Below are 22,088 nucleotides of genomic sequence, written 5' to 3' on the forward strand. Positions count from 1 at the left end.
GAAGTACACGGTCAATGTGGGAGCGGGCTTGCTCGCGAAAGCGGTAGATCAGGCACCCTGATGTTGCCTTGCAAAGCAAGATCAAAAGATCGCAGCCTGCGGCAGCTCCTACTTGAACCGTCGTTCCACGCCTTTTTCAACGAGGATTTTCGCCGAAATCTCTTCCACCGAGAAATGCGTGGAATTGATATGCGGAATGTTCTCGCGGCGGAACAGGTTCTCCACTTCACGCACTTCAAACTCGCACTGCGCATAGCTCGAATAGCGGCTGTTGGGCTTGCGTTCATTGCGGATCGCCGTGAGGCGGTCCGGGTCGATGGTCAGGCCGAACAGCTTGTGCTGGTGCGCGCGCAGGGCGTTAGGCAGGGTCAGGCGTTCCATGTCGTCTTCGGTCAACGGGTAGTTGGCCGCGCGAATACCGAATTGCATGGCCATGTACAAACAAGTCGGGGTTTTGCCGCAGCGCGACACGCCGACCAGGATCAGGTCGGCCTTGTCGTAGTAATGCGTGCGGGCGCCGTCGTCGTTGTCGAGGGCGAAGTTCACCGCCTCGATGCGTTCCATGTAATTGGAGTTGGTGCCGATCGAGTGGGACTTGCCCACGGTGTAGGAAGAATGCTCGGTCAGTTCCTGTTCAAGCGGCGCCAGGAAGGTCGAGAAAATGTCGATCATGAAACCATTGGACGTTGCGAGGATCTCACGAATGTCCTGATTGACGATGGTGTCGAAGATGATCGGCCGAAAGCCGTCGGTTTCGGCGGCTTTGTTGATTTGTTGTACCATGGCCTGCGCTTTATCCACGTTGTCGATGTACGGTCGCGTGAATTTGCTGAAGGTAATGTTTTCGAACTGCGCCAAGAGGCTTTGACCCAGGGTTTCGGCTGTGATGCCGGTGCCGTCGGAAATAAAGAAAGCAGATCGTTTCATTTGCACCTTGGGCCTTAAGCTAATGATCATTCTTGGATATGATAGGCGCGATTTGCTGGCCGCCAATGGCCCGCATTCTCACTTATTTTCCAGGTCCAGGCCATACAGCTGGCAAACGCTCCATAGAGCAGCCGGCTTCTGAGCTTTTCCAACACAGTTAGTGGAGAGATCACCTTGGTAGAGTACGTAGTTTCCCTCGATAAGCTCGGCGTCCATGATGTAGAGCACGTAGGGGGCAAGAACGCATCCCTGGGCGAGATGATCAGTAACCTTGCAGGTGCCGGTGTATCGGTACCCGGTGGCTTTGCCACGACAGCTCAGGCTTATCGTGATTTTCTGGAACTGAGCGGCCTGAACGATCAGATCCACGCCGCCCTCGACGCCTTGGACGTCGATGATGTCAACGCCCTGGCCAAGACCGGCGCCCAGATCCGTCAATGGATCATGGAAGCCCAGTTCCCCGAGAAGCTCAACGCCGAGATCCGCACCGCGTTCGCCACGCTGTCGGCCGGCAACCCTGACATGGCCGTGGCCGTGCGCTCTTCCGCTACCGCCGAAGACCTGCCGGACGCTTCCTTCGCCGGTCAGCAGGAAACCTTCCTGAACATCCGTGGTGTCGAAAACGTCATTCGCGCCGCCAAAGAAGTGTTCGCCTCCCTTTTCAACGACCGTGCGATTTCCTACCGCGTGCACCAGGGCTTCGACCACAAGCTGGTTGCCCTGTCGGCCGGTGTACAACGCATGGTCCGCTCCGAAACCGGCACCGCCGGCGTGATGTTCACCCTCGATACCGAATCGGGCTTCCGTGACGTGGTGTTCATCACCGGCGCCTACGGCCTGGGTGAAACCGTCGTACAAGGCGCGGTCAACCCGGACGAGTTCTACGTTCACAAAGGCACGCTGGCCGCCGGTCGCCCAGCCATCCTGCGTCGCAACCTGGGCAGCAAAGCCATCAAGATGATCTACGGCGAAGTCGCCACGGCCGGCAAGTCGGTCAAGACCATCGACGTCGACAAGGCTGATCGTGCACGTTTCTGCCTGAGCGACGCCGAAGTCAGCGAACTGGCCAAGCAAGCGATGATCATCGAGAAGCACTACAAGTGCCCGATGGACATCGAATGGGCCAAAGACGGCGACGACGGCAAGCTCTACATCGTTCAGGCCCGTCCTGAAACCGTGAAGAGCCGCACCCAGGCCAACGTCATGGAACGTTACCTTTTGAAAGAAACCGGCACCGTGCTGGTTGAAGGTCGCGCCATTGGCCAGCGCATCGGCGCCGGCAAAGTGCGAATCATCAAGGACGTATCGGAAATGGACCGGGTCCAGCCAGGCGATGTGCTGGTTTCCGACATGACCGATCCGGACTGGGAACCGGTCATGAAGCGCGCCAGCGCCATCGTCACCAACCGTGGCGGCCGTACCTGCCACGCAGCGATCATCGCTCGCGAGCTGGGCATCCCGGCCGTGGTCGGTTGCGGCAACGCCACCCAGCTGTTGAAAGAAGGCCAGGGCGTGACCGTTTCCTGCGCTGAAGGCGACACCGGTTACATCTTCGAAGGCGAACTGGGCTTCGACATCAAGAAAAACTCCGTGGATGCCATGCCTGATCTGCCGTTCAAGATCATGATGAACGTCGGCAACCCGGACCGCGCCTTCGACTTCGCGCAACTGCCGAACGCCGGTGTGGGCCTGGCCCGACTGGAATTCATCATCAACCGCATGATCGGCGTGCACCCTAAGGCGCTGTTGAACTACGCCGGGCTTCCGCAGGAAATCAAGGACAGCGTCGACAAACGCATCGCCGGTTACGACGACCCGGTCGGTTTCTATGTCGAGAAACTGGTCGAAGGCATCAGCACCCTGGCCGCTGCGTTCACGCCGAAAAAAGTCATCGTGCGCCTGTCGGACTTCAAGTCCAACGAATACGCCAACCTGATCGGCGGCAAGCTCTACGAGCCGGAAGAAGAAAACCCGATGCTGGGCTTCCGTGGCGCCTCGCGTTACATCAGCGAATCGTTCCGTGACTGCTTCGAACTCGAATGCCGTGCCCTCAAGCGCGTGCGCAATGAGATGGGCCTGACCAACGTCGAAATCATGGTGCCGTTCGTCCGTACTCTGGGCGAAGCGAGCCAGGTCATCGACCTGTTGGCGGAGAACGGTCTGAAACGCGGCGAAAACGGCCTGCGCATCATCATGATGTGTGAACTGCCGTCCAACGCGATTCTGGCGGAAGAGTTCCTCGAGTTCTTCGACGGCTTCTCCATCGGTTCCAACGACCTGACTCAGCTGACGCTGGGCCTGGACCGTGACTCCGGGATCATCGCTCACTTGTTCGACGAGCGTAATCCGGCGGTCAAGAAACTGTTGGCCAATGCGATTCAGGCGTGCAACAAGGCTGGCAAGTACATCGGCATCTGCGGTCAGGGCCCTTCGGACCACCCTGATCTGGCCAAATGGCTGATGGAGCAGGGCATCGAAAGCGTTTCGTTGAACCCCGATTCCGTACTGGAAACCTGGTTCTTCCTGGCTGAAGGTCAAGCCTCGGCTTGATGGTGTGAAAATGCCGGCAATGTAAATATGTAGGAGCGAGCTTGCTCGCGATGGTCGCTAACGATGACGCGTTTATCCTGAGTAAACACGGTGTCCTGAAGTCCATCGCGAGCAAGCTCGCTCCTACAGTTATCGCGGTCTTTGACCTGATTTCAAGCAGGGCGGGCTCCTCTGGACGCCGCCTTTTTTTGTGCAAGAGCATTATGCAAAGCAGCAGCAACCTATTTCCTGTCGCCCTGATCAGCGCCGAGCGGCGCGGCGATCTGAGCGAAGACGTCTATCGTTTGAAACCCGGCAACAGCCCTGACGGCACCGTGGAGTTGGCCGTTACCCGTCTGGGCATGGCCGATGAATCCTCAGTGCGCGGCGTGCCGGTCATTCTGTTGCACGGCAGCTTTTCCAATCGCCGGTTCTGGTTTTCGCCAAAGGGCCTGGGGTTGGGCGCTTATCTGACGCGCTTGGGATTCGATGTGTGGATCCCGGAAATGCGCGGCCATGGCTTGTCCCAACGCAACCAGAACTACCGCAAGAACCGCGTCGCCGATTACGCTCGTTACGATCTGCCGGCCATTGGCGCGTTCGTGCGAGAGCAAAGTGGCCAGGTCCCGCACTGGATCGGTCACTCGCTGGGTGGCATTACCTTGGCAGCGGCACTGGGCGGCGAGTACATCGGCGAGCCAGTCGTGGCTTCCGCGGCATTTTTTGGTACGCAAGTCAGCCGCACCTATTGGCCGTTGAAAATTCCACCGGTGGAATGGAGCGGGCGCTTCATTCTCAAGCGTTTCGCCCAACTGTCCGGTTCACGGCTCAAGCGCGGCCCGGAGGACGAGCCGATTGGCCTGGCCCTGGAAAGCATGCGCTGGTACGGTCTGTTCGGGCGCTTTGGCGATGCCGACAAGGACTGGTGGGCGGGATTGGCTGAGGCTCAGGTGCCGGTGTTGGCCGTGAGTGCCGCCGGCGACCATCAGGACCCAACCTGGGCCTGTCGCAAACTGTTCGATCAAGTGGGTTCCGAGCACAAGCAATTCATCAACCTGGGTCGCGAGCAGGGCTTTGGCGATAATTTCGGTCACGTGGAAATGCTCGTCAGCAAAGCGGCACAGGCTGAAGTCTGGCCGTTGGTGGCCCGCTGGCTGGTCAATCAGCACACGCCATTGCTCGGTGAAAAACCGGATTTGGCCACGGCAATCTGATTCCAATGCTCTATCAAGGGCATTTCGCTCTGATCGGCTAGCGGCTAAGATATGACGCATTGAGCTTTTTCGGTCACTTTGCGACATCCTCGATTGTCTTCCTCTTTACAGGAGTTTCTCGATGAACCATTACCTCACGCCTGACCTGTGCGACGCCTATCCGGAACTGGTGCAGGTGCTGGAACCGATGTTCAGCAACTTTGGCGGCCGTGATTCTTTCGGCGGCGAAATCGTGACCATCAAGTGCTTCGAAGACAACTCGCTGGTCAAGGAGCAAGCCGAGCTCAAGGGTAATGGCAAGGTGTTGGTGGTCGACGGTGGCGGTTCCCTGCGCCGTGCGCTATTGGGCGACATGATCGCCGAGAAAGCTGCGAAAAACGGTTGGGAAGGATTGATAATCTACGGCTGCATCCGTGACGTCGACGTTATCGCGCAAACCGATCTCGGGGTTCAGGCCCTGGCTAGCCACCCTATGAAAACCGACAAGCGCGGCATCGGCGACCTTAACGTCGCCGTGACTTTTGCAGGCGTGACGTTCCATCCAGGTCATTTCATTTACGCGGACAATAATGGCGTGATCATCTCGCCTAGCCCGCTGAAAATGCCTGAATAAAGCGCTGCGACCAACAAAGGGGTGAGGATGTTCGAGGAAGAAAACGCGCAGTGGGGGCTGGTGCATGCCCTTGTGCTGGACGGTAAAGGCGGTGCGCGTTCGATAGCCCGGACTGAACTTGATGACTTGCAGCTGCAGGCGCATGAAAGCCTGTGGCTGCACTGGGATCGCAGTCATCCCCAAACCCAGACCTGGTTACGTAAATCCAGCGGCTTGAGTGAATTCAGCTGTGACCTCCTGCTTGAAGAGAACACTCGTCCGCGTCTTTTACAGCTGACTGACAGCGAACTGCTGCTATTTTTGCGTGGGGTAAATCTCAATCCAGGTGCTGAACCGGAAGACATGGTGTCGGTGCGGATCTTCGCGTCGGCGCAGCGGGTTATTTCCTTGCGTTTGCGTCCCTTGCGCGCCACCGATGAATTGCTGGTGCAGCTCACGGACGGGAAAGGACCGAAAACCGCCTCCGAACTTGTCCTCTATATGGCGCAGTACCTCACCAACAAGGTGCAGGATTTGGTTAGTTGCCTCTCGGAAGTGGTCGATGAGGAAGAAGAAAAGCTGGATGCCGACGAACGGTATACGCCCGAGCACGGGGCCATTCTGCAGATCCGTCGCCGGGCTGCTGCGTTGAAGCGCTTTCTTGCTCCGCAACGGGAAATTTTTGGTCAGCTGACGCGGACAAAACTGCCGTGGTTTGTCGAGGATGATGGCGATTACTGGAATGAATTGAACAACAGCCTGACCCGCTATCTCGAGGAGCTTGAGTTGACTCGGGAGCGGGTGGGGTTGGTCCTCGAGGCCGAAGACAGGCGTTTGAGCGTGCGCATGAACCGCACGATGTACCGCTTCGGGATCATCACCGGGATCTTTTTGCCGATGAGTTTCCTGACCGGTCTTTTGGGGATAAACGTCGGGGGGATTCCATTCTCTGCCAGCCCTTATGGCTTCCTGATTGCGTGCCTGATGATGGTCTCGGTGGCGCTCGGGCAGTGGTGGTTATTCCGACGTTTGCGCTGGGTTTGACTTTGCGTCATGTGACCCGGGCAAAATTGGCCGCGTCTTTCACAGACATCACGAGAGGTGCGTATGCACGATCCGTTTGAACAGTCTTTGCGTGACATGCTCAAGGCGTCCCCGTCCACCCGGGACGACGATGCGTGCCTTGGGCGTGTGCTGAAAACCGCCAACCGCCAGGTTGGCGCCGGTGATCTGTTCAGCCTGCTGGGCCGCTGGCTGCCCGCGCTGATGATCGCCCTGAATAACGGATCGGCCCATGTCGCGCCGGTTTCCCGTCACCGTAAACCTACCGTTCGCACTGCTGATAAGGCTGATTGAATATGGAACTTGATCTCTGGACACAGAGCCTCGTCACTGCAATGACTGCGTTATGGACCAAGGTTGCGAACTTCATTCCGAACCTGTTCGGCGCACTGGTGGTGCTGCTGCTGGGTTTCGTCGTGGCGAAACTTTTGGATACTTTGCTGTCCAAGTTGCTCGCCAAGCTGGGCCTCGATCGCCTGATGGGCGGCACCGGTTTGACAAAATTACTGTCCCGGGCCGGCCTTCAAGTACCGATCTCGACCCTGATCGGAAAAATTGTCTATTGGTTCGTTCTGCTGATTTTTCTGGTTTCTGCCGCGGAATCTCTTGGACTTGAGCGAGTCTCAGCTACGCTAGATATGCTTGCGCTGTATTTGCCGAAAGTATTCGGCGCCGCGCTGGTGCTGCTGGTAGGGGTTTTGCTCGCCCAACTGGCCAATGGGCTGGTGCGTGGCGCGGCAGAGGGCGTAGGGCTGGATTACGCGGCGGGCCTGGGGCGAATTGCCCAGGGCCTGGTGATTATCATCAGCATTTCGGTCGCGATCAGCCAGTTGGAGGTCAAGACTGACCTGCTCAACCATGTGATCGTGATCGTTTTGATAACCGTTGGTCTGGCCGTAGCGCTGGCCATGGGTTTGGGAAGCCGGGAAATTGCCGGTCAGATTCTTGCGGGGATCTATGTGCGTGAGCTGTACCAGGTTGGGCAACAAGTACGTGTTGGCGAGGTCGAAGGTCAGATCGAAGAGATCGGCACGGTTAAAACCACATTGCTGACCGACGAGGGTGAGCTAGTCTCACTTTCCAATCGGATCCTGCTGGAACAGCATGTGAGTAGCCGCTAACCCGGCAAACCCTGCTAATGTATGCCGCCGCAAAATGCCCTGTAGGGCTGCGGCGGACATTGACCTGACTGTCGGCCCGACTTGTTTTGAATAAAGCTCAATCGCTCTCCACGCGCTACGACCCCCGCGAGCTCTCTGATGAGGAGTTGGTCGCGCGCTCGCATACCGAGCTGTTTCACGTAACGCGCGCCTATGAAGAACTGATGCGGCGTTACCAGCGAACATTATTTAACGTCTGTGCGCGATATCTTGGGAACGATCGCGATGCAGACGATGTCTGTCAGGAAGTGATGTTGAAGGTGCTGTATGGGCTGAAGAACTTCGAAGGTAAATCGAAGTTCAAGACATGGCTATATAGCATCACGTACAACGAGTGCATCACGCAGTATCGGAAGGAACGGCGAAAGCGTCGCTTGATGGATGCTTTGAGTCTTGACCCCCTTGAGGAAGCGTCTGAAGAAAAGACGCCGAAACCCGAGGACAAGGGTGGACTCGATCGCTGGCTGGTGTTTGTGAACCCGATTGACCGTGAAATTCTGGTGCTACGATTTGTCGCAGAGCTGGAATTTCAGGAGATCGCAGACATCATGCACATGGGCTTGAGTGCAACAAAAATGCGGTACAAACGCGCTCTAGATAAATTACGTGAGAAATTTGCAGGCATTGCTGAAACTTAGTTCAGCGCAAATATCTCTTACGTGTAGGCAAGTTCTGATAGACTTGCCGCCGAGTTGTCCCCCGGTTTGCGGGACTGCTTCACAATCACCAGATGGGGATTTAACGGATGAAACTGAAAAACACCTTGGGCTTGGCCATTGGTTCTCTTATTGCCGCTACTTCGTTCGGCGCGCTGGCACAAGGCCAAGGCGCAGTTGAAATCGAAGGCTTCGCCAAAAAAGAGATGTACGACAGCGCTCGTAACTTCAAGAACAACGGCAACCTGTTCGGCGGTTCCGTAGGTTACTTCCTGACCGACGACGTTGAACTGCGTCTGGGCTACGACGAAGTGCACAACGTTCGTTCCGACGACGGTCGTAACATCAAGGGCGCTGATACCGCTCTGGACGCCCTGTACCACTTCAACAACCCAGGTGACATGGTTCGTCCATACGTCTCGGCTGGTTTCTCCGATCAAAGCATCGGTCAGAACGGCTCGAGCGGTCGTAACCGTTCCACCTTCGCCAACGTTGGCGGCGGTGCCAAGCTGTACTTCACCGAGAACTTCTACGCCCGTGCTGGCGTTGAAGCTCAATACAACATCGACCAGGGCGACACCGAGTGGGCTCCAAGCGTCGGTATCGGTGTGAACTTCGGTGGCGGCTCCAAGCCTGCTGCTGCTCCAGTTCCAGCACCAGCTGAAGTCTGCTCCGACAGCGACAACGATGGCGTGTGCGACAACGTTGACAAGTGCCCGGACACCCCAGCCAACGTAACTGTTGACGCTGATGGCTGCCCAGCAGTTGCTGAAGTTGTTCGTGTTGAGCTGGACGTGAAGTTCGACTTCGACAAGTCGGTAGTCAAGCCTAACAGCTACGGCGACATCAAAAACCTCGCTGACTTCATGAAGCAGTACCCATCCACCACCACTACTGTTGAAGGTCACACTGACTCCGTCGGTCCTGACGCTTACAACCAGAAACTGTCCGAGCGTCGCGCTAGCGCCGTTAAACAAGTTCTGACCAACCAGTACGGTGTTTCTCCTTCCCGCGTTCAGTCTGTTGGCTACGGCGAATCCCGCCCAGTTGCTGACAACAAAACTGAAGCTGGTCGCGCTGTTAACCGTCGCGTAGAAGCGCAGGTTGAAGCTCAATCTAAGTAATTAGATCGCAGCTCTGAGAAAAGCCCGGCTTAGGCCGGGCTTTTCTTTGTCTGCGATTTGGGTTTAGGCGTTACGTGTAGGAGCGAGCTTGCTCGCGAAGACCGCCAGAGCGCCGCGGGCTGTCAGGTGCGGCGTGTTTTCGTTCACCACCCTCGCGAGCAAGCTCGCTCCTACAATGGCGAGAGTCGGCCGCTACCGCGCCTATCACCAGGATCGCCGGACTTTTCAACTCAAAGGCGTAGGCATCTTCTTCCATCGCTGTCAGATCGCTCCGGCATTCCCGCTGATGTGGCAAGGAAGCGTTTTCAATCATCGCCACCGGCGTATCCGCCGCCATCCCACCCGCCAGCAGTTGCTCGCGAATCTCACTCAGCTTCGCCACTCCCATATAAACCACCAGCGTCGTGCCACCTTGGGCCAGGGCCTGCCAGTTCAGGCTGCAGTCATCCTGAGTGTGGGCGGTCACCAGCGTCACGCCGCGTGCCACTCCCCGCAAGGTCAGCGGAATACCGCAGTGCGTGGCGCCAGCGAGCCCGGCAGTGATGCCATTCACCAGCTCAACCTCCACCCCGTGCTCACGCAACCATTGCGCCTCTTCACCGCCTCGTCCAAAAATGCACGGGTCGCCACCCTTAAGCCGCACCACGCATTTACCGTGACGGGCGTAACGCAACATCAGTCGGTGAATGAATGCCTGAGGCGTGGAACGACAGCCGCCGCGCTTGCCCACCGCAATGATCCGCGCCTGCGGGCAATGCTCCAGCACCGCGTCATTCACCAGATCGTCAATCAGCACCACGTCTGCCTCCCGCAGCGCCCGTACGGCCTTGAGCGTCAGCAATTCGGGATCACCAGGGCCCGCACCCACCAACCAGACTTTTGCGATCATAGTGTTTTTCCTCACGAGATGATGGCGACCGGCTGCGCGTGGGCGGCCAGCAAGCGCTTGATTTCCGGGACGCAGGAACCGCATTGCGTGCCGCAGCCCAATTCCTGTTTCAAACCCTGCAAGTCCAGGCCACGACTGATGCCGGCGCAGACAGCGTTTTGGCTGACGTTCTTGCAGTTGCACAGCGTTTTGTTGCCGCCAACCGGCGTGTCGCTGTTGCCCGGTGGCGCGCTCAGTGGTGCGAGCAGCCAGCGCCGCAGTTGTTCGTCGGCGCGGCCTTCGAGCCAGAGGTTTTGCAGCCAGTGCTGGGCGAGGGTCTCTCCAGCGAGGCGAATCGCAGTGATCCGGCCGTGCTCGATCCGCACCCGTTTACCCACAGAGCGCCGCGGATCGTCGTACGCCAATACCGGCCCTTCGTTGAGCCCCAGACACTCATCGATATCACGCAGCAGTTGCGCCGGCGGAGCTGTGGCGCTGGCAGCGCGTATGAGCAGCGCGGGGCGTTCACGGCCTGCCAGGCTCAGGCTTACGTAGGAAAACGCCTCGCAAAGCGGTCGTAGCGTCTCAAAATGCTGTTGAACATTGCCCTCGACCAGCGCAAAGAGGTGCCATGGGAGTTGAACAGGCTCGATGCGCACACCGCTGTGTTTGAGTTCCGGTTGTTTCGACAAGGGGTCGAACGCCGGTTGGGTGATCGCATTCACACCGCCCTTGAGGAAACGGTCACCCCAGTGCATGGGCAGAAATGCCTGGCCCGGGCGCACGCCGTCATCGCTGCCTACCACGACAATCAGTGCGCCGCGGCGGCTTTTCAGGTTGACCAGGTCGCCCGCTTGCAGCCGGTGCCGGCGCAGTTCGTCCGGGTGCAGGCTCAACACCGCTTCGCTGACATGACCGAAGAGTTGCGCGGCAGTACCGGTCCGGCTCATGCCATGCCACTGGTCGCGCAGGCGACCCGTGATCAGCGTCAGCGGGAAACGTGCATCACGTTGTTCCTTGGCCGCGCGATAGGGCTCGGCCACGAATTGCGCTCGACCGCTGGCCGTCGGGAAAACGCCGTCCAGATAGAGCCGGGCGGTTCCTTCACGGGCGCCCTCGGGGAAGGGCCATTGCTGTGGGCCGAGGCGATCGATCAGCTCATGACTGATACCGGACACATCCAGGTCTCGCCCGCGCGTCAGCAGCTTGTACTCATCGAACACCTGTGCCGGGTTTTCAAAGGAAAACAGGCTGGTCTGCCCAGGACGCAGGCGTTTTTCCAGACGCTGTGCGAAATCCACTGTGATCGCCCAGTCAGGGCGTGCTTCACCGGGTGCGACGATTGCCCGGCGGACGTGGGAAATACGCCGTTCGGAGTTGGTCACCGTGCCTTCCTTTTCACCCCAGCTCGCGGCAGGCAGCAGCAGGTCGGCAAACGCCGCGGTTTCAGTGGTGCGGAAGGCCTCTTGCAACACCACGAAGGGGCAAGCCTCGAGGGCGGCGCGCACAGCGTTCTGGTCCGGCAGCGATTGCGCGGGGTTGGTGCAGGCGATCCACAAAGCCTTGACCTTGCCGCTGCGCACTTGCTCGAACAGCTCGATGGCGGTGAGGCCGGTAGTCTGGGGGAGTTGCTCGACGCCCCAGTAAGACGCTACTTCAGCGCGGTGTTCGGCACTGGCAGCTTCGCGATGACCTGGCAGCAGGTTCGACAAACTACCGGTTTCCCGTCCGCCCATGGCATTTGGCTGACCCGTCAGCGAGAAAGGTCCTGCGCCGGGTCGGCCAATTTGCCCGGTGGCCAGGTGCAGGTTGATCAGCGCACTGTTTTTCGCGCTGCCGGCGGTGGACTGGTTCAGCCCCATGCACCACAACGACAGGAAACTGGGTGACGTGCCAACCCATTCGGCGCACTGCTGCAGTTGCTCGACACTGATCCCGCAGAGCTGGGACACGATTGACGGTGTGTAGTCGCGCGCCAGTTTTTTCAGCTCGGCCAGGCCTTCGGTGTGTGCCTTGATGAAATCGCGGTCGACCCATTCTTCCCACAGCAGCAGGTGCAAGATCCCATGAAACAACGCGACGTCAGTGCCCGGTAAAATCGCCAGATGCAAGTCAGCCAAATCGCAAGTGTCGGTACGACGCGGGTCGATGACGATGACTTTCATCTGCGGACGACGGGATTTGGCCTCTTCCAGACGACGAAAAAGTACGGGGTGGGCGTAGGCCATGTTGCTGCCGACGATCATCACACAATCGCTCAATTCCAGGTCTTCGTAGCTGCAGGGCGGAGCGTCGGCGCCCAGGCTGCGCTTGTAGCCGACCACCGCTGACGACATGCACAGCCGCGAATTGCTGTCGATATTGTTGGTGCCCACCAGCGCTCGCGCCAGTTTGTTGAAGGTGTAGTAATCCTCGGTCAGCAATTGCCCGGAGATGTAGAACGCCACGCTGTCCGGGCCGTGTTCGGCGATGGTGCTGGCGAATACGCCGACGGCATGATCCAGGGCGGTGTCCCAATCCGTGCGGCTGCGGACCAGGCCTTTGCCGAGGCGCAGCTCCGGGTACAGCGCCCGGGCGGCGAGGTCACCCGTCAGGTGCAGGCTTGATCCCTTGCTGCACAGTTTTCCGAAGTTGGCCGGGTGGGCTGGATCGCCGCTGACGCCGAGGATGCGCTCGCCGTCATGCTCGATCAGCACGCCGCAGCCCACCCCGCAATAGCAGCAGGTGGACGCGGTGATCTGGCGGTTCATCAACCTGCGTCCCGTAACGCCAGCAGTACTCGGCCGTTCTCGACCCGCGCCGGATGATGATGGGCGCAGCCGATGTCCGGGGCCTGGGCTTCGCCGGACGCCAGGTCGATCTGCCAGTTGTGCAGTGGGCAGGCCACGCGTTTGCCGTAGATCAAGCCTTGGGACAAAGGGCCACCCTTGTGCGGGCAGCGGTCATCGAGGGCGAACACCTCATCGTCGCTTGTACGAAAAATCGCGATGTCGCCTTTCGGGCCGGCGATGATCCGCGAGCCGAGGGCGTTGATTTCTTCCAGTGCGCAGATATCCAGCCAGTTCATGCCAGCACCTCCAGGTTTTTCACGGGAATGACATCGAATTCTTTCTTCAGTAGCGGCTGCTCCAGGCGTTCTTTCCATGGGTCCTGTTCGAACGACAGGGAAAACTGCAAGCGATCATTGAGCGCCTTGCGCCGATCCGGGTCTTCCAATACGGCTTTCTTGATGTGTTCCATGCCGACCCGTTGCAGGTAGTGCACGGTACGCTCGAGGTAAAAAGCCTCTTCGCGATAAAGCTGCAGGAACGCGCCGTTGTATTCGCGGACTTCATCGGCGGTTTTCAGCTTGACGAAGAACTCGGCGACTTCGGTTTTAATCCCGCCGTTACCGCCGATGTACATCTCCCAGCCGGAATCCACGCCGATGATTCCTACGTCCTTGATCCCCGCTTCCGAACAATTGCGTGGGCAACCGGAGACCGCCAGTTTCACTTTGTGCGGCGACCACATGTTGAACAGGTCGTGCTCCAGTTCGATGCCCAGTTGCGTGGAATTCTGGGTACCGAAGCGACAGAACTCGCTGCCGACGCAGGTTTTTACAGTGCGAATGGATTTGCCGTAGGCGTGGCCGGACGGCATGTCCAGGTCTTTCCAGACCCCCGGCAGATCCTGTTTCTTGATGCCCAGCAAGTCGATGCGTTGGCCGCCGGTGACCTTGACCATCGGCACGTTGTATTTGTCGGCCACGTCGGCAATACGCCGCAGTTCCGAAGGATTGGTCACGCCGCCCCACATTCGCGGGACGACAGAGTAAGTGCCGTCTTTCTGAATGTTGGCGTGGGCACGTTCGTTGATCAGGCGCGATTGCGGATCGTCTTTCGCTTCGCCTGGCCAGGTGGAAATCAGGTAGTAGTTGAGTGCCGGGCGGCACGTGGCGCAGCCGTTCGGGGTGCGCCAGTTCAGGTAGCTCAGGGTGCCGGCGATGGTCAGTAAATGTTGCTCGCGAATGGCCTGGCGAATTTGCCCGTGGTTGAGATCGCTGCAACCGCAGATGGCTTTTTCGCTTTTCGGTTTAACGTCTGCGGCGCCGCCGACGGTGTTGATCAGGATCTGCTCCACCAGCCCGGCGCAGGAGCCGCAGGAGCTGGCGGCCTTGGTGTGTTTTTTCACCTCGTCGACACTGAACAACCCGTGTTCCTGAATCGCCCTGACGATGGTGCCTTTGCAGACGCCGTTGCAACCGCAGACCTCGGCGGTATCGGCCATGCTCATGGCTTTGTCCTGGCCTTGATGTCCTACATCGCCCAGTGCGTTTTCCCCAAACATGAGGTGGTCGCGGATCTCGCCGATGGCGTGATTCTCACGAATCTGCCGGAAATACCAGCCACCGTCTGCCGTATCGCCGTACAGGCAGGCGCCGACCAGCACGTCATCCTTGATTACCAGTTTTTTGTAGACCCCGCCGATGGGGTCGGAAAGGGTGATGGTTTCGGTGCCTTCACCGCCCATGAAGTCGCCGGCGGAGAACAGATCGATGCCGGTGACTTTTAATTTGGTCGACGTCACCGAACCTTTGTAGGTGGCGAAGCCAAGCTGGGCGAGGTGATTGGCACAGACCTTGGCTTGCTCGAACAGCGGCGCGACCAGACCGTAGGCGATACCACGGTGACTGGCGCATTCGCCGATGGCATAAATCCGCGGGTCGTAGGTTTGCATCGTGTCGTTGACCAGAATCCCGCGGTTGCAGGGTATGCCGGATTTTTCCGCGAGTTCGGTATTCGGCCGAATACCGGCGGCCATCACCACCAGGTCGGCGGGGATGATGTCGCCATTCTTGAACTCGACCGAGCCGACACGACCATTGCCGGCATCGTGCAGCGCCTGGGTCTGTTCGCAAAGACGAAAGTGCAGGCCACGGGTTTCGAGGGCGGTTTGCAACAATTGGCCACTGGTTTTGTCCAGTTGCCGCTCCAGCAACCATTCGCCGATGTGCACCACGGTGACGTGCATGCCGCGCAGCATCAGGCCGTTGGCCGCTTCCAGGCCCAGCAGTCCGCCGCCGATGACCACTGCATGTTTGTGGGTTTTCGCGGTGTTGATCATGGCCTGGGTGTCGGCGATGTCGCGGTAGCCGATCACGCCCTGCAAGGCGTTGCCGGGGATCGGCAAAATGAAGGGGGTCGAGCCGGTGGCGATCAGTAGCCGATCGTACTCGGCCTCGGTGCCGTCTTCGGCGATGACCCGGCGTTTGATTCGGTCGATCTCCATCACTTTTCGGTTGAGCAACAGCTTGATGTTGTTGTCCAGGTACCAGTCGAGATCGTTGAGCACGATCTCTTCGAAGGTCTGTTCACCGGCCAGCACGGGCGACAGCAGGATGCGGTTGTAGTTGGTATGAGGTTCGGCACCGAAGACCGTGATGTCGTACAGCTCGTTGCTCAGCTTGAGCAGTTCTTCCAGGGTGCGAACCCCGGCCATGCCGTTGCCGATCATCACCAGTTTTAGTTTTTTCATCAGGTTCTCCGGGAGCTCGGACCCGCCTCATCAGGGCGTTCAGGTCGTGCTCGACAAATTTTGCGCAAACAAAAAAAGGCGTCCCGCTAGTTGCCTAGCGAGGACGCCTTTGTCCTTGTCCCGTTCTGTCGGGAAGCTCGTCCTTCGTCGTTGAAGGCCGGGCTTTATGTGTGGTGAAAAAGGTAATGCAGTGGTTGTGCCAACTCTTCAGGAGCGTGGGTTTGCTGGATTCTGGTTGCAGACACCGAGATCGCATTGAATATTCCTGCACCGATGCAAGGCGCCTCGCACAAAAATGGCGCGACCCCTGTAGCAGCTGGCGAAGCCTGCGTCCGGCTGCGAAGCAGTCGTAAACCCTGCGTGCGCGGTGTATCAGAGACTACGCAGCGATTTAAATAACGACTGCTGCGCAGCCGGACGCAGGCTTCGCCAGCTGCTACACGGGTCGATGTCAGCCATGGAATATCAGAAACAACAGCACTAGATTCACCACCAGCGACACCAACGCCATCGTCCGCCAAACTCTCAGTGGTTCCCGCTCCAGCAACGGCCTGGGCCGCACGCTCAAACTTCGGCGCTCGCCGTGTTCCAGCAGCAGCAACCATTCTTCCGCTGTTTCAAAGCGATTAAGCGGATCCACCGCAACCGCGCGCTCCAGACTTTGCGTGAGCCATTCCGGCAGGTCGGGCCGGTAGCGGCTGGCACTGACCGGCGCACCAAACCGTGGCCGCTGAAAGGCTTCGATTTCGCCGTAGGGATAATGCCCGGTGAGCAGGAAATACAAGGTCACACCGACCGCATACAAATCCTGTTGCGGTGTCGGCGCTTCGCCGCGAAAGGCTTCCGGGGCAATGTAGCTGGGCGTGCCGGGCAGGGTAGACGCCAGGTCTTCGGACAGGCCAGGGCAGTACGCGAGTCCGAAATCCAGCAGGCGCAACTCACCGTCGACCCCCAGCAGCAGGTTCTCCGGTTTGATGTCGCGATGGAAAATCTGTCGCCGATGCAGCATGCCGACCGCCCGAAGCAGGCGCTCGGCCAAATCCTGCCATTGCGCTACAGGCAGCGGCCCCATAGTTGTGTGCAGGTCCGCCAGCGTCGACCCAGAATATTCGCGCATCACGTAGTACAAATGCTGACGCTGGCTGGCGGCATGGACTTCAGGGAAATGGCGCCCGGTCACGCGCTTGAGAAACCATTCTTCCGACAGCAAGGCTTGCCCGGCCAAGTGATCGTCGCGCAGGACGCCAGGTAAGGTCTTCAGCAGAAACGGTTGTTGCTGAGCGTCGCGCACCCGATAAAGCAGCGATTGCCGGCTCTGGGCGAGAATCCCTTCGACCTGCCATCCCTCAAACACCTGACCCGGTTTCAGCGCTGGTGGTAGCGGCCATTGCTGCAAGTGACTCAACGCATCGCCGATGCTGGTTTCACCCAAGGCATCGACCCGCACCAGCAAGGCACTGGCGTTATCCTGGCTGCCGGCCAGATGCGCGGCATTCACCAGTGTGTGCGCGGCGCGGTGCAGATCCGGTTGATCACGCAGAATCGCCGCGATCGCGGTATCGCCCAACACCGCCCAGATGCCATCGCTGAGCAGCACGAAACTCTCATCGAGGCGTAATTCGCCATCGAGAAAATCCAGCACCAGATGTTGATCGAGCCCCAGCGCACGCTTGAGCACATGTTGCATGCCCGGCTGGTCCCAGACGTGGTCCTCGCTGATCCGCTGCAACTGCCCGGCATGCCAGCGATATACCCGACAATCACCGACATGGGCCAAGGTGAAACGCCTGCCGCGCAGGACCAATGCGCTGACGGTGGTGAGTAGCGGCTGGCCACCGCCATTGGCCTGCAACCAGCGATTTTGCGCGAGCAACAGGCGATCCAGTGCCTGGGCCACGCCCCAGGTTTGCGGCGTGGCGTAATAGTCCAGGGCCAGGGCTTGCAAGGTCGAGCGCGCGGCGAGACCGCCGTCCGCGCATTGACTGACGCCGTCGGCGATGGCGAACAGATAACCCTTGCTCGCCGCCAGCGCCGGGGCCGGGGTGACCAGGCGCAGGGCGTCCTGATTCTCCTCTCGGGGGCCGGTGGCGCTGGCTTCGGCGAAACTCAGTTGTAAGCTCATCGAGACGTCAGACCCGTGCGGCGGTCACGGCCGCCGAGCCCCAGGTGGTTCTCCAGCGACGTTTCACCCCGTGCAGACCGAACCACGCAAGGACGCCAAGGCTGGCGAACAACCACAAGGCCAGTTGATAGCTGCCGGTGCTCTGCTTGATCGCACCCATGCCCGCGGCCAGGACGAAACCACCGATGCCGCCGGCCATGCCGATCAAACCGGTCATCACGCCGATCTCGCGGCGGAAACGCTGCGGAACCAGTTGGAAAACCGCGCCATTGCCGGCCCCCAAACCGAGCATGGTGCAGACGAAAAGTGCCAGTGCCGCGTAGGAACTAGGCAGGTTGAAACCGACCGCGGCGATGCAGATCGCCGCCACGGTATACATCCCCAGCAAGGTGCGGATACCGCCGAAACGGTCGGCCAGCGCGCCGCCCAATGGACGCATCAAGCTGCCGCCGAAAACGCAGGCAGCGGTGTAGTAACCCGCGGTTACCGGGCTCAGGCCATATTGATCGTTGAAGTAACCGGGCAGTGCGCTGGCCAGGCCGATGAAGCCGCCAAACGTCACGCTGTAGAAGAACATGAACCACCAACTGTCGCGGTCGCCCAAGGCTTTGAAGTAGTCGGCCACGGACTTGGCTTTCGGCCGCTCCGGGGCGTTTTTGGCCAGCCAGGCGAACACGATCAGGGTCAGGATCAGCGGGATAAGGGCGAAGCCGAACACGTTGCTCCAACCAAAAGCGGCGGCCAGCACCGGGGCGATCAGCGCTGCCAGCACGGTGCCCGAGTTCCCGGCCCCGGCGATGCCCATGGCTTTGCCCTGGTGTTGCGGCGGATACCATTGCGAGGCCAGGGGCAGGGCGACGGCGAACGACGCGCCGGCCATGCCGAGGAACAAGCCCAGCAGCAGGGCTTGTTCGTAGCTGTGAATGCCGAGCTTCCAGGCGCCGAACAAGGCGCAGATGACGATCACCTGGCCCATCAGCCCGGCGGTTTTCGGTGACAGACGATCCGCCAGCATGCCCATGATAAATCGCAGCACGGCCCCGGCCAGAATCGGCGTCGCCACCACCAGCCCGCGTTGTTGGGTGGTCAGGTGCAGGTCGGCGGCGATCTGCACCGCCAGGGGGCCGAGCAGGTACCAGACCATGAAGCTCAGGTCGAAATAGAGGAAGGCCGCGAACAATGTCGGGGTATGGCCGGATTTCCAGAAGCTTGAATTCATCGCGCACCTCAGCTGTTAGTCGTCTCGAGAAGGAGTCATGAGCTAGCGGGTGGGGCGCCGCAACGGCCGCACCACCGGCCCCGGGCTGTGGGGCCAAAACAAAAAAACGCCGCCACCCGATTCGCCATGGGCAAATGAGGTGAGCGACGTCTTTGTCGTAGGTGGGGCAACCGCCGTTGGTTACCTGTAGCGATTACATAGCGAGATCTGTGCCACATCGAAAAGATCGCAGCCTGCGGCAGCTTCTACAGGGCTACGCATTCCAACTGTAGGAGCTGCCGCAGGCTGCGATCTTTTGCTGTTCAACCCAACAACTCACTCATGGCAATGATCTGCTCCGCCACCTGAATCAGCTTCTGCTGCCGGCTCATGGCCTGTCTGCGCATCAGCGTGTAGGCCTCTTCTTCGTTGCAGTCCTTCATCTTCATCAACAACCCCTTGGCCAGCTCAATACGCTTGCGCTCGGCCAGTTGCTGGTCGCGGGCATGCAGTTGGGCGCGCAGGGCCTGGTCGCTTTCGAAGCGCGCCATGGCCACGTCGAGAATCGGCTGCAAGCGTTGTGCGTGAATGCCTTCGACGATGTAGGCACTGACTCCGGACTTGATCGCCTGGCGCATCACGCCGGGGTCATGCTCGTCGGTAAACATCACGATCGGCCGTGGCTGGTCGCGCGTCACCAGCACCACTTGCTCCATGACATCGCGGCTCGGTGACTCGGTATCGATCAGGATCACGTCCGGACGCACCGTTTCGACGCGCGCAGGCAGGTCGATGGTCAGCCCGGATTCGTCGATCACCTCGAACCCGGCTTCGGTCAGCGCCGCTTTCAGGCGCCCGACTTTCTTCGCGGTGTCGTTGATCAGCAGGATACGCAACATAGTGGCAGGCTCCTGTCAGCGATTGGCGAATCGGTGCGAGCTGTCGCTCATGGCGTGCAGTTTGAAACTGTGCGCATAGCCGGCCGGGTCCGATCCGTCCCAGACTTTGCCGTCGATCAACTGACTGCTGCGCATTTCCTGGCCAAGCGCGTCTACACCCACGGCGGTGGCGGCCTCACGGTACAACTCGAGTTGCTGAACCTGCCGGGCCACGGCGAGATAGTCGGGGTCGTCGCGCAACAAGCCCCAGCGGCGGAACTGGGTCATAAACCACATGCCATCGGACAAGTACGGCAGATTGACCTCGCCGTCGCCATGAAAACGTAACGCGTGCGGGTCTTGCCAGCGATTACCGAGACCATCGGCATAGTCGCCCAATAAGCGCGGTTCGATGCAATCAAGCGGCGCATCGAGGTACTCCGGTGCGCTCAACAACTGCGCGGTACTGCGGCGATTGTCGGTGCTGTCTTCGATAAAGCGGCTGGCTTGCAGAATCGCCATCACCAACGCCCGGGCGGTGTTGGGGTATTGCTCAACGAAAGCACGGGTGCAGCCGAGGACTTTTTCCGGATGGTCGGGCCAGATCGTCTGGGTCGTCGCCATCGTGAAGCCGAGGTTCTGTTTCACCGCGCTGGCGGACCAGGGTTCACCGACGCAGAAACCGTCAATGCGCCCGGCTTGCAGGTGCGCGACCATTTGCGGCGGCGGCACCACCACGCTGTCGACGTCCTGCAACGGATGAATGCCCTGACTGGCGAGCCAGTAATACAGCCACATGGCGTGGGTGCCGGTCGGAAATGTCTGGGCGAAGGTAAGTTTTGGTCGACTTTGGTGCACATGCCGGTCCAGCGCTTCAGGACTGGTCACGCCCAAGGCTTGTAATCCGTGGGAAAGGTTGATGCTCTGGCCGTTCTGGTTCAACCCCATGAGCACGGCCATGTCGGTCGGGGCCACGCCGCCGATGCCCAGGTGCACGGCATAGATCAGGCCGTACAGGCTATGCGCGGCATCGAGCTCGCCGCTGACCAGTTTGTCCCGCAGGTTGGCCCAGGACGACTGACGCTTGAGGTTCAGCGTCAGGCCATGGGGCTGGGCGAAGCCTTGAGTGGCAGCGACCACCACCGAGGCACAGTCGCTGAGCGCCATGAAGCCTACATCGATCGCGGACTTTTCCGGCGCGTCGCTGCCGTTGACCCAGGCCAGTGCGCCGGAGGATGGTTCATTCATCGATTCTGCACCTTCAAAAAAAAAGCGTCGTCCCGGTGTTCTTGCATGAGCAAGGTCAGGTGACGACGCCATTGTCCTTCCACTCATCCCGTCGTTGGCATGAGCGCTGATGACAAAGCAGGTGCAAGGCATATGCCAGCGCGGGGGCCCATCAGCTTTCCATCAGGATTCAATGCGCCGCCTCTTTCATCCTGTCGTCCATTCCAACGCCAGGTTGCATAAGGAGGCCGGTGTGCAGACCGAACCACGTTGCGCCATGACATTTCCTGATGTTCGTCTCGACGAGCGCGTGCTGCACCTGCGTGTTGCCGAGCACCCCGTGCGTCTTACCTCCGGGCAATCTGCGTCGTGTCGTTGGCTGCCTGGCGGGTGGGAAGGGCTGATCGCGATGGAGGGTGTGCTTGAAGTGAGCGGTGGTCGCGTGCAGGCACAGGCGATGTGCGAAGCGCCGCTGATCAAATTGCAGGTCTTCTTCGATATGAGTGAGGCGCTGAACGACGAAAAGCCATGCCTCGTGCCTTGGGCCACGTTGCCCGTGGCTTACGAAACCCTCCAGTCCGGCAAGGCGCTCGAGCGCTGGTACATCGAGCAGGCATTGGGCGGCGATGTGTCTTATCGCGCCTTCGCCAGCCAGCTGCGCCACAGCGAGAGTTACGGACTGGTGCGATTTCTGGTGGAGCAGGGCACCCGCAGCGAAAAATTGTCGGCATTGGCGCAGCGCTATGGCGTCTCGGTGTCGCACTTTCGGCGGTTGTGTCATCAGGCGCTGGGCAGCGCGGCCAAGCCTGCGTTGCGCGGCTGGCGGACAGCGCAGGCGCTATTGAACATGAGCCTGGAAGACGGCTCGCTGACGGACGTGGCGCTGGAGTTCGGCTTCGCCTCTTCTTCGCATTTCTCCAAGGAAATTCGTGAATTGATGGGTTTCTCACCCAGCAGGCTCGCGGATATCACCTACCTCTCAGGCAAGTGAGTCGATGAGTTTTCATTTTTTTG

Annotated in this window: 18 protein-coding genes; 9 read left to right on the top strand and 9 right to left on the bottom strand. The window is 59.5% G+C overall.

Features of this window, described 5'->3' with window-relative positions; translation table 11 throughout:
* Positions 1-108: 108 nt before the first annotated feature.
* Positions 109-927 carry a posphoenolpyruvate synthetase regulatory kinase/phosphorylase PpsR gene (ppsR, locus tag ACA052_RS08265; protein WP_497649209.1) on the bottom strand — a complete coding sequence of 273 codons (819 nt, stop codon included), beginning with the start codon at positions 925-927 and terminating at the stop codon, positions 109-111.
* 174 nt (positions 928-1,101) lie between these two features.
* Here ppsR and ppsA point away from each other — a divergent pair, with 174 nt between their 5' ends.
* From ppsA to ACA052_RS08305, 8 genes are all read left to right on the top strand, one after another.
* Positions 1,102-3,477 (top strand): phosphoenolpyruvate synthase, encoded by a 2,376-nt coding sequence (gene ppsA / locus ACA052_RS08270; protein WP_497649210.1) that lies wholly within the window; start codon positions 1,102-1,104, stop codon positions 3,475-3,477.
* A 203-nt stretch (positions 3,478-3,680) separates the two neighbouring features.
* Positions 3,681-4,670: an alpha/beta fold hydrolase gene (locus ACA052_RS08275; RefSeq protein ID WP_497649211.1), complete on the top strand. Its 990-nt coding sequence runs from the start codon at positions 3,681-3,683 to the stop codon at positions 4,668-4,670.
* Positions 4,671-4,791: 121 nt separating this feature from the next.
* Complete coding sequence (rraA, locus tag ACA052_RS08280; RefSeq protein ID WP_497649212.1) at positions 4,792-5,283, top strand: ribonuclease E activity regulator RraA; 492 nt, start codon at positions 4,792-4,794, stop codon at positions 5,281-5,283.
* A gap of 27 nt (positions 5,284-5,310) precedes the next feature.
* Positions 5,311-6,306 carry a divalent cation transporter CmaX gene (gene cmaX / locus ACA052_RS08285; protein WP_497649213.1) on the top strand — a complete coding sequence of 332 codons (996 nt, stop codon included), beginning with the start codon at positions 5,311-5,313 and terminating at the stop codon, positions 6,304-6,306.
* 63 nt (positions 6,307-6,369) lie between these two features.
* Positions 6,370-6,618, top strand: coding sequence for a hypothetical protein (locus ACA052_RS08290; RefSeq protein ID WP_008146303.1), 249 nt, complete (start codon positions 6,370-6,372; stop codon positions 6,616-6,618).
* Between the two features lie 2 nt (positions 6,619-6,620).
* Positions 6,621-7,445, top strand: coding sequence for a mechanosensitive ion channel family protein (locus ACA052_RS08295; protein WP_008027407.1), 825 nt, complete (start codon positions 6,621-6,623; stop codon positions 7,443-7,445).
* Between the two features lie 86 nt (positions 7,446-7,531).
* Entirely contained in the window at positions 7,532-8,122 is a 591-nt protein-coding gene (gene sigX, locus ACA052_RS08300; RefSeq protein WP_497649214.1) for an RNA polymerase sigma factor SigX, read from the top strand.
* A gap of 107 nt (positions 8,123-8,229) precedes the next feature.
* Positions 8,230-9,264 (top strand): OmpA family protein, encoded by a 1,035-nt coding sequence (locus ACA052_RS08305; RefSeq protein ID WP_497649215.1) that lies wholly within the window; start codon positions 8,230-8,232, stop codon positions 9,262-9,264.
* A gap of 70 nt (positions 9,265-9,334) precedes the next feature.
* On the opposite strand, the gene cobA is transcribed toward ACA052_RS08305, so the two are convergent.
* From cobA to ACA052_RS08345, 8 genes are all read right to left on the bottom strand, one after another.
* Complete coding sequence (gene cobA / locus ACA052_RS08310) at positions 9,335-10,153, bottom strand: uroporphyrinogen-III C-methyltransferase (protein WP_497649216.1); 819 nt, start codon at positions 10,151-10,153, stop codon at positions 9,335-9,337.
* Between the two features lie 11 nt (positions 10,154-10,164).
* Complete coding sequence (locus tag ACA052_RS08315) at positions 10,165-12,882, bottom strand: nitrate reductase (protein ID WP_497649217.1); 2,718 nt, start codon at positions 12,880-12,882, stop codon at positions 10,165-10,167.
* Positions 12,882-13,199: a nitrite reductase small subunit NirD gene (nirD, locus tag ACA052_RS08320; protein WP_497649218.1), complete on the bottom strand. Its 318-nt coding sequence runs from the start codon at positions 13,197-13,199 to the stop codon at positions 12,882-12,884. The genes ACA052_RS08315 and nirD overlap by 1 nt, the downstream gene beginning before the upstream one ends.
* Positions 13,196-15,649 (bottom strand): nitrite reductase large subunit NirB, encoded by a 2,454-nt coding sequence (nirB, locus tag ACA052_RS08325; protein ID WP_497649219.1) that lies wholly within the window; start codon positions 15,647-15,649, stop codon positions 13,196-13,198. Before nirB ends, nirD begins: the two co-directional genes overlap by 4 nt.
* Positions 15,650-16,100: 451 nt before the next feature.
* Complete coding sequence (locus tag ACA052_RS08330; protein ID WP_497649220.1) at positions 16,101-17,771, bottom strand: bifunctional protein-serine/threonine kinase/phosphatase; 1,671 nt, start codon at positions 17,769-17,771, stop codon at positions 16,101-16,103.
* A 7-nt stretch (positions 17,772-17,778) separates the two neighbouring features.
* Positions 17,779-18,990 (bottom strand): nitrate/nitrite transporter, encoded by a 1,212-nt coding sequence (locus ACA052_RS08335; RefSeq protein ID WP_497649221.1) that lies wholly within the window; start codon positions 18,988-18,990, stop codon positions 17,779-17,781.
* A 302-nt stretch (positions 18,991-19,292) separates the two neighbouring features.
* Entirely contained in the window at positions 19,293-19,868 is a 576-nt protein-coding gene (locus tag ACA052_RS08340) for an ANTAR domain-containing response regulator (RefSeq protein WP_018925269.1), read from the bottom strand.
* 15 nt (positions 19,869-19,883) lie between these two features.
* A complete protein-coding gene (locus tag ACA052_RS08345; RefSeq protein WP_497649222.1) occupies positions 19,884-21,095 on the bottom strand; it encodes a CmpA/NrtA family ABC transporter substrate-binding protein in 1,212 nt (403 codons plus the stop codon).
* Positions 21,096-21,327: 232 nt separating this feature from the next.
* Between ACA052_RS08345 and ACA052_RS08350 the strand changes: the two genes are divergently transcribed.
* On the top strand, positions 21,328-22,065 hold the full coding sequence (locus ACA052_RS08350; RefSeq protein ID WP_497649223.1) for a helix-turn-helix domain-containing protein: 738 nt from the start codon (positions 21,328-21,330) through the stop codon (positions 22,063-22,065).
* Positions 22,066-22,088 lie beyond the last annotated feature (23 nt).

Source organism: Pseudomonas sp. LBUM1644 (genome assembly GCF_059716195.1).

What these genes read in the sequence shown, in the direction of transcription:
- ppsR (WP_497649209.1), bottom strand. Translation starts at nt 927, where the DNA reads ATGAAACGATCTGCTTTCTTTATTTCCGACGGCACCGGCATCACAGCC.
- ACA052_RS08275 (WP_497649211.1), top strand. Translation starts at nt 3,681, where the DNA reads ATGCAAAGCAGCAGCAACCTATTTCCTGTCGCCCTGATCAGCGCCGAG.
- rraA (WP_497649212.1), top strand. Translation starts at nt 4,792, where the DNA reads ATGAACCATTACCTCACGCCTGACCTGTGCGACGCCTATCCGGAACTG.
- cmaX (WP_497649213.1), top strand. Translation starts at nt 5,311, where the DNA reads ATGTTCGAGGAAGAAAACGCGCAGTGGGGGCTGGTGCATGCCCTTGTG.
- ACA052_RS08290 (WP_008146303.1), top strand. Translation starts at nt 6,370, where the DNA reads ATGCACGATCCGTTTGAACAGTCTTTGCGTGACATGCTCAAGGCGTCC.
- ACA052_RS08295 (WP_008027407.1), top strand. Translation starts at nt 6,621, where the DNA reads ATGGAACTTGATCTCTGGACACAGAGCCTCGTCACTGCAATGACTGCG.
- ACA052_RS08305 (WP_497649215.1), top strand. Translation starts at nt 8,230, where the DNA reads ATGAAACTGAAAAACACCTTGGGCTTGGCCATTGGTTCTCTTATTGCC.
- cobA (WP_497649216.1), bottom strand. Translation starts at nt 10,153, where the DNA reads ATGATCGCAAAAGTCTGGTTGGTGGGTGCGGGCCCTGGTGATCCCGAA.
- ACA052_RS08315 (WP_497649217.1), bottom strand. Translation starts at nt 12,882, where the DNA reads ATGAACCGCCAGATCACCGCGTCCACCTGCTGCTATTGCGGGGTGGGC.
- nirD (WP_497649218.1), bottom strand. Translation starts at nt 13,199, where the DNA reads ATGAACTGGCTGGATATCTGCGCACTGGAAGAAATCAACGCCCTCGGC.
- nirB (WP_497649219.1), bottom strand. Translation starts at nt 15,649, where the DNA reads ATGAAAAAACTAAAACTGGTGATGATCGGCAACGGCATGGCCGGGGTT.
- ACA052_RS08330 (WP_497649220.1), bottom strand. Translation starts at nt 17,771, where the DNA reads ATGAGCTTACAACTGAGTTTCGCCGAAGCCAGCGCCACCGGCCCCCGA.
- ACA052_RS08335 (WP_497649221.1), bottom strand. Translation starts at nt 18,990, where the DNA reads ATGAATTCAAGCTTCTGGAAATCCGGCCATACCCCGACATTGTTCGCG.
- ACA052_RS08340 (WP_018925269.1), bottom strand. Translation starts at nt 19,868, where the DNA reads ATGTTGCGTATCCTGCTGATCAACGACACCGCGAAGAAAGTCGGGCGC.
- ACA052_RS08345 (WP_497649222.1), bottom strand. Translation starts at nt 21,095, where the DNA reads ATGAATGAACCATCCTCCGGCGCACTGGCCTGGGTCAACGGCAGCGAC.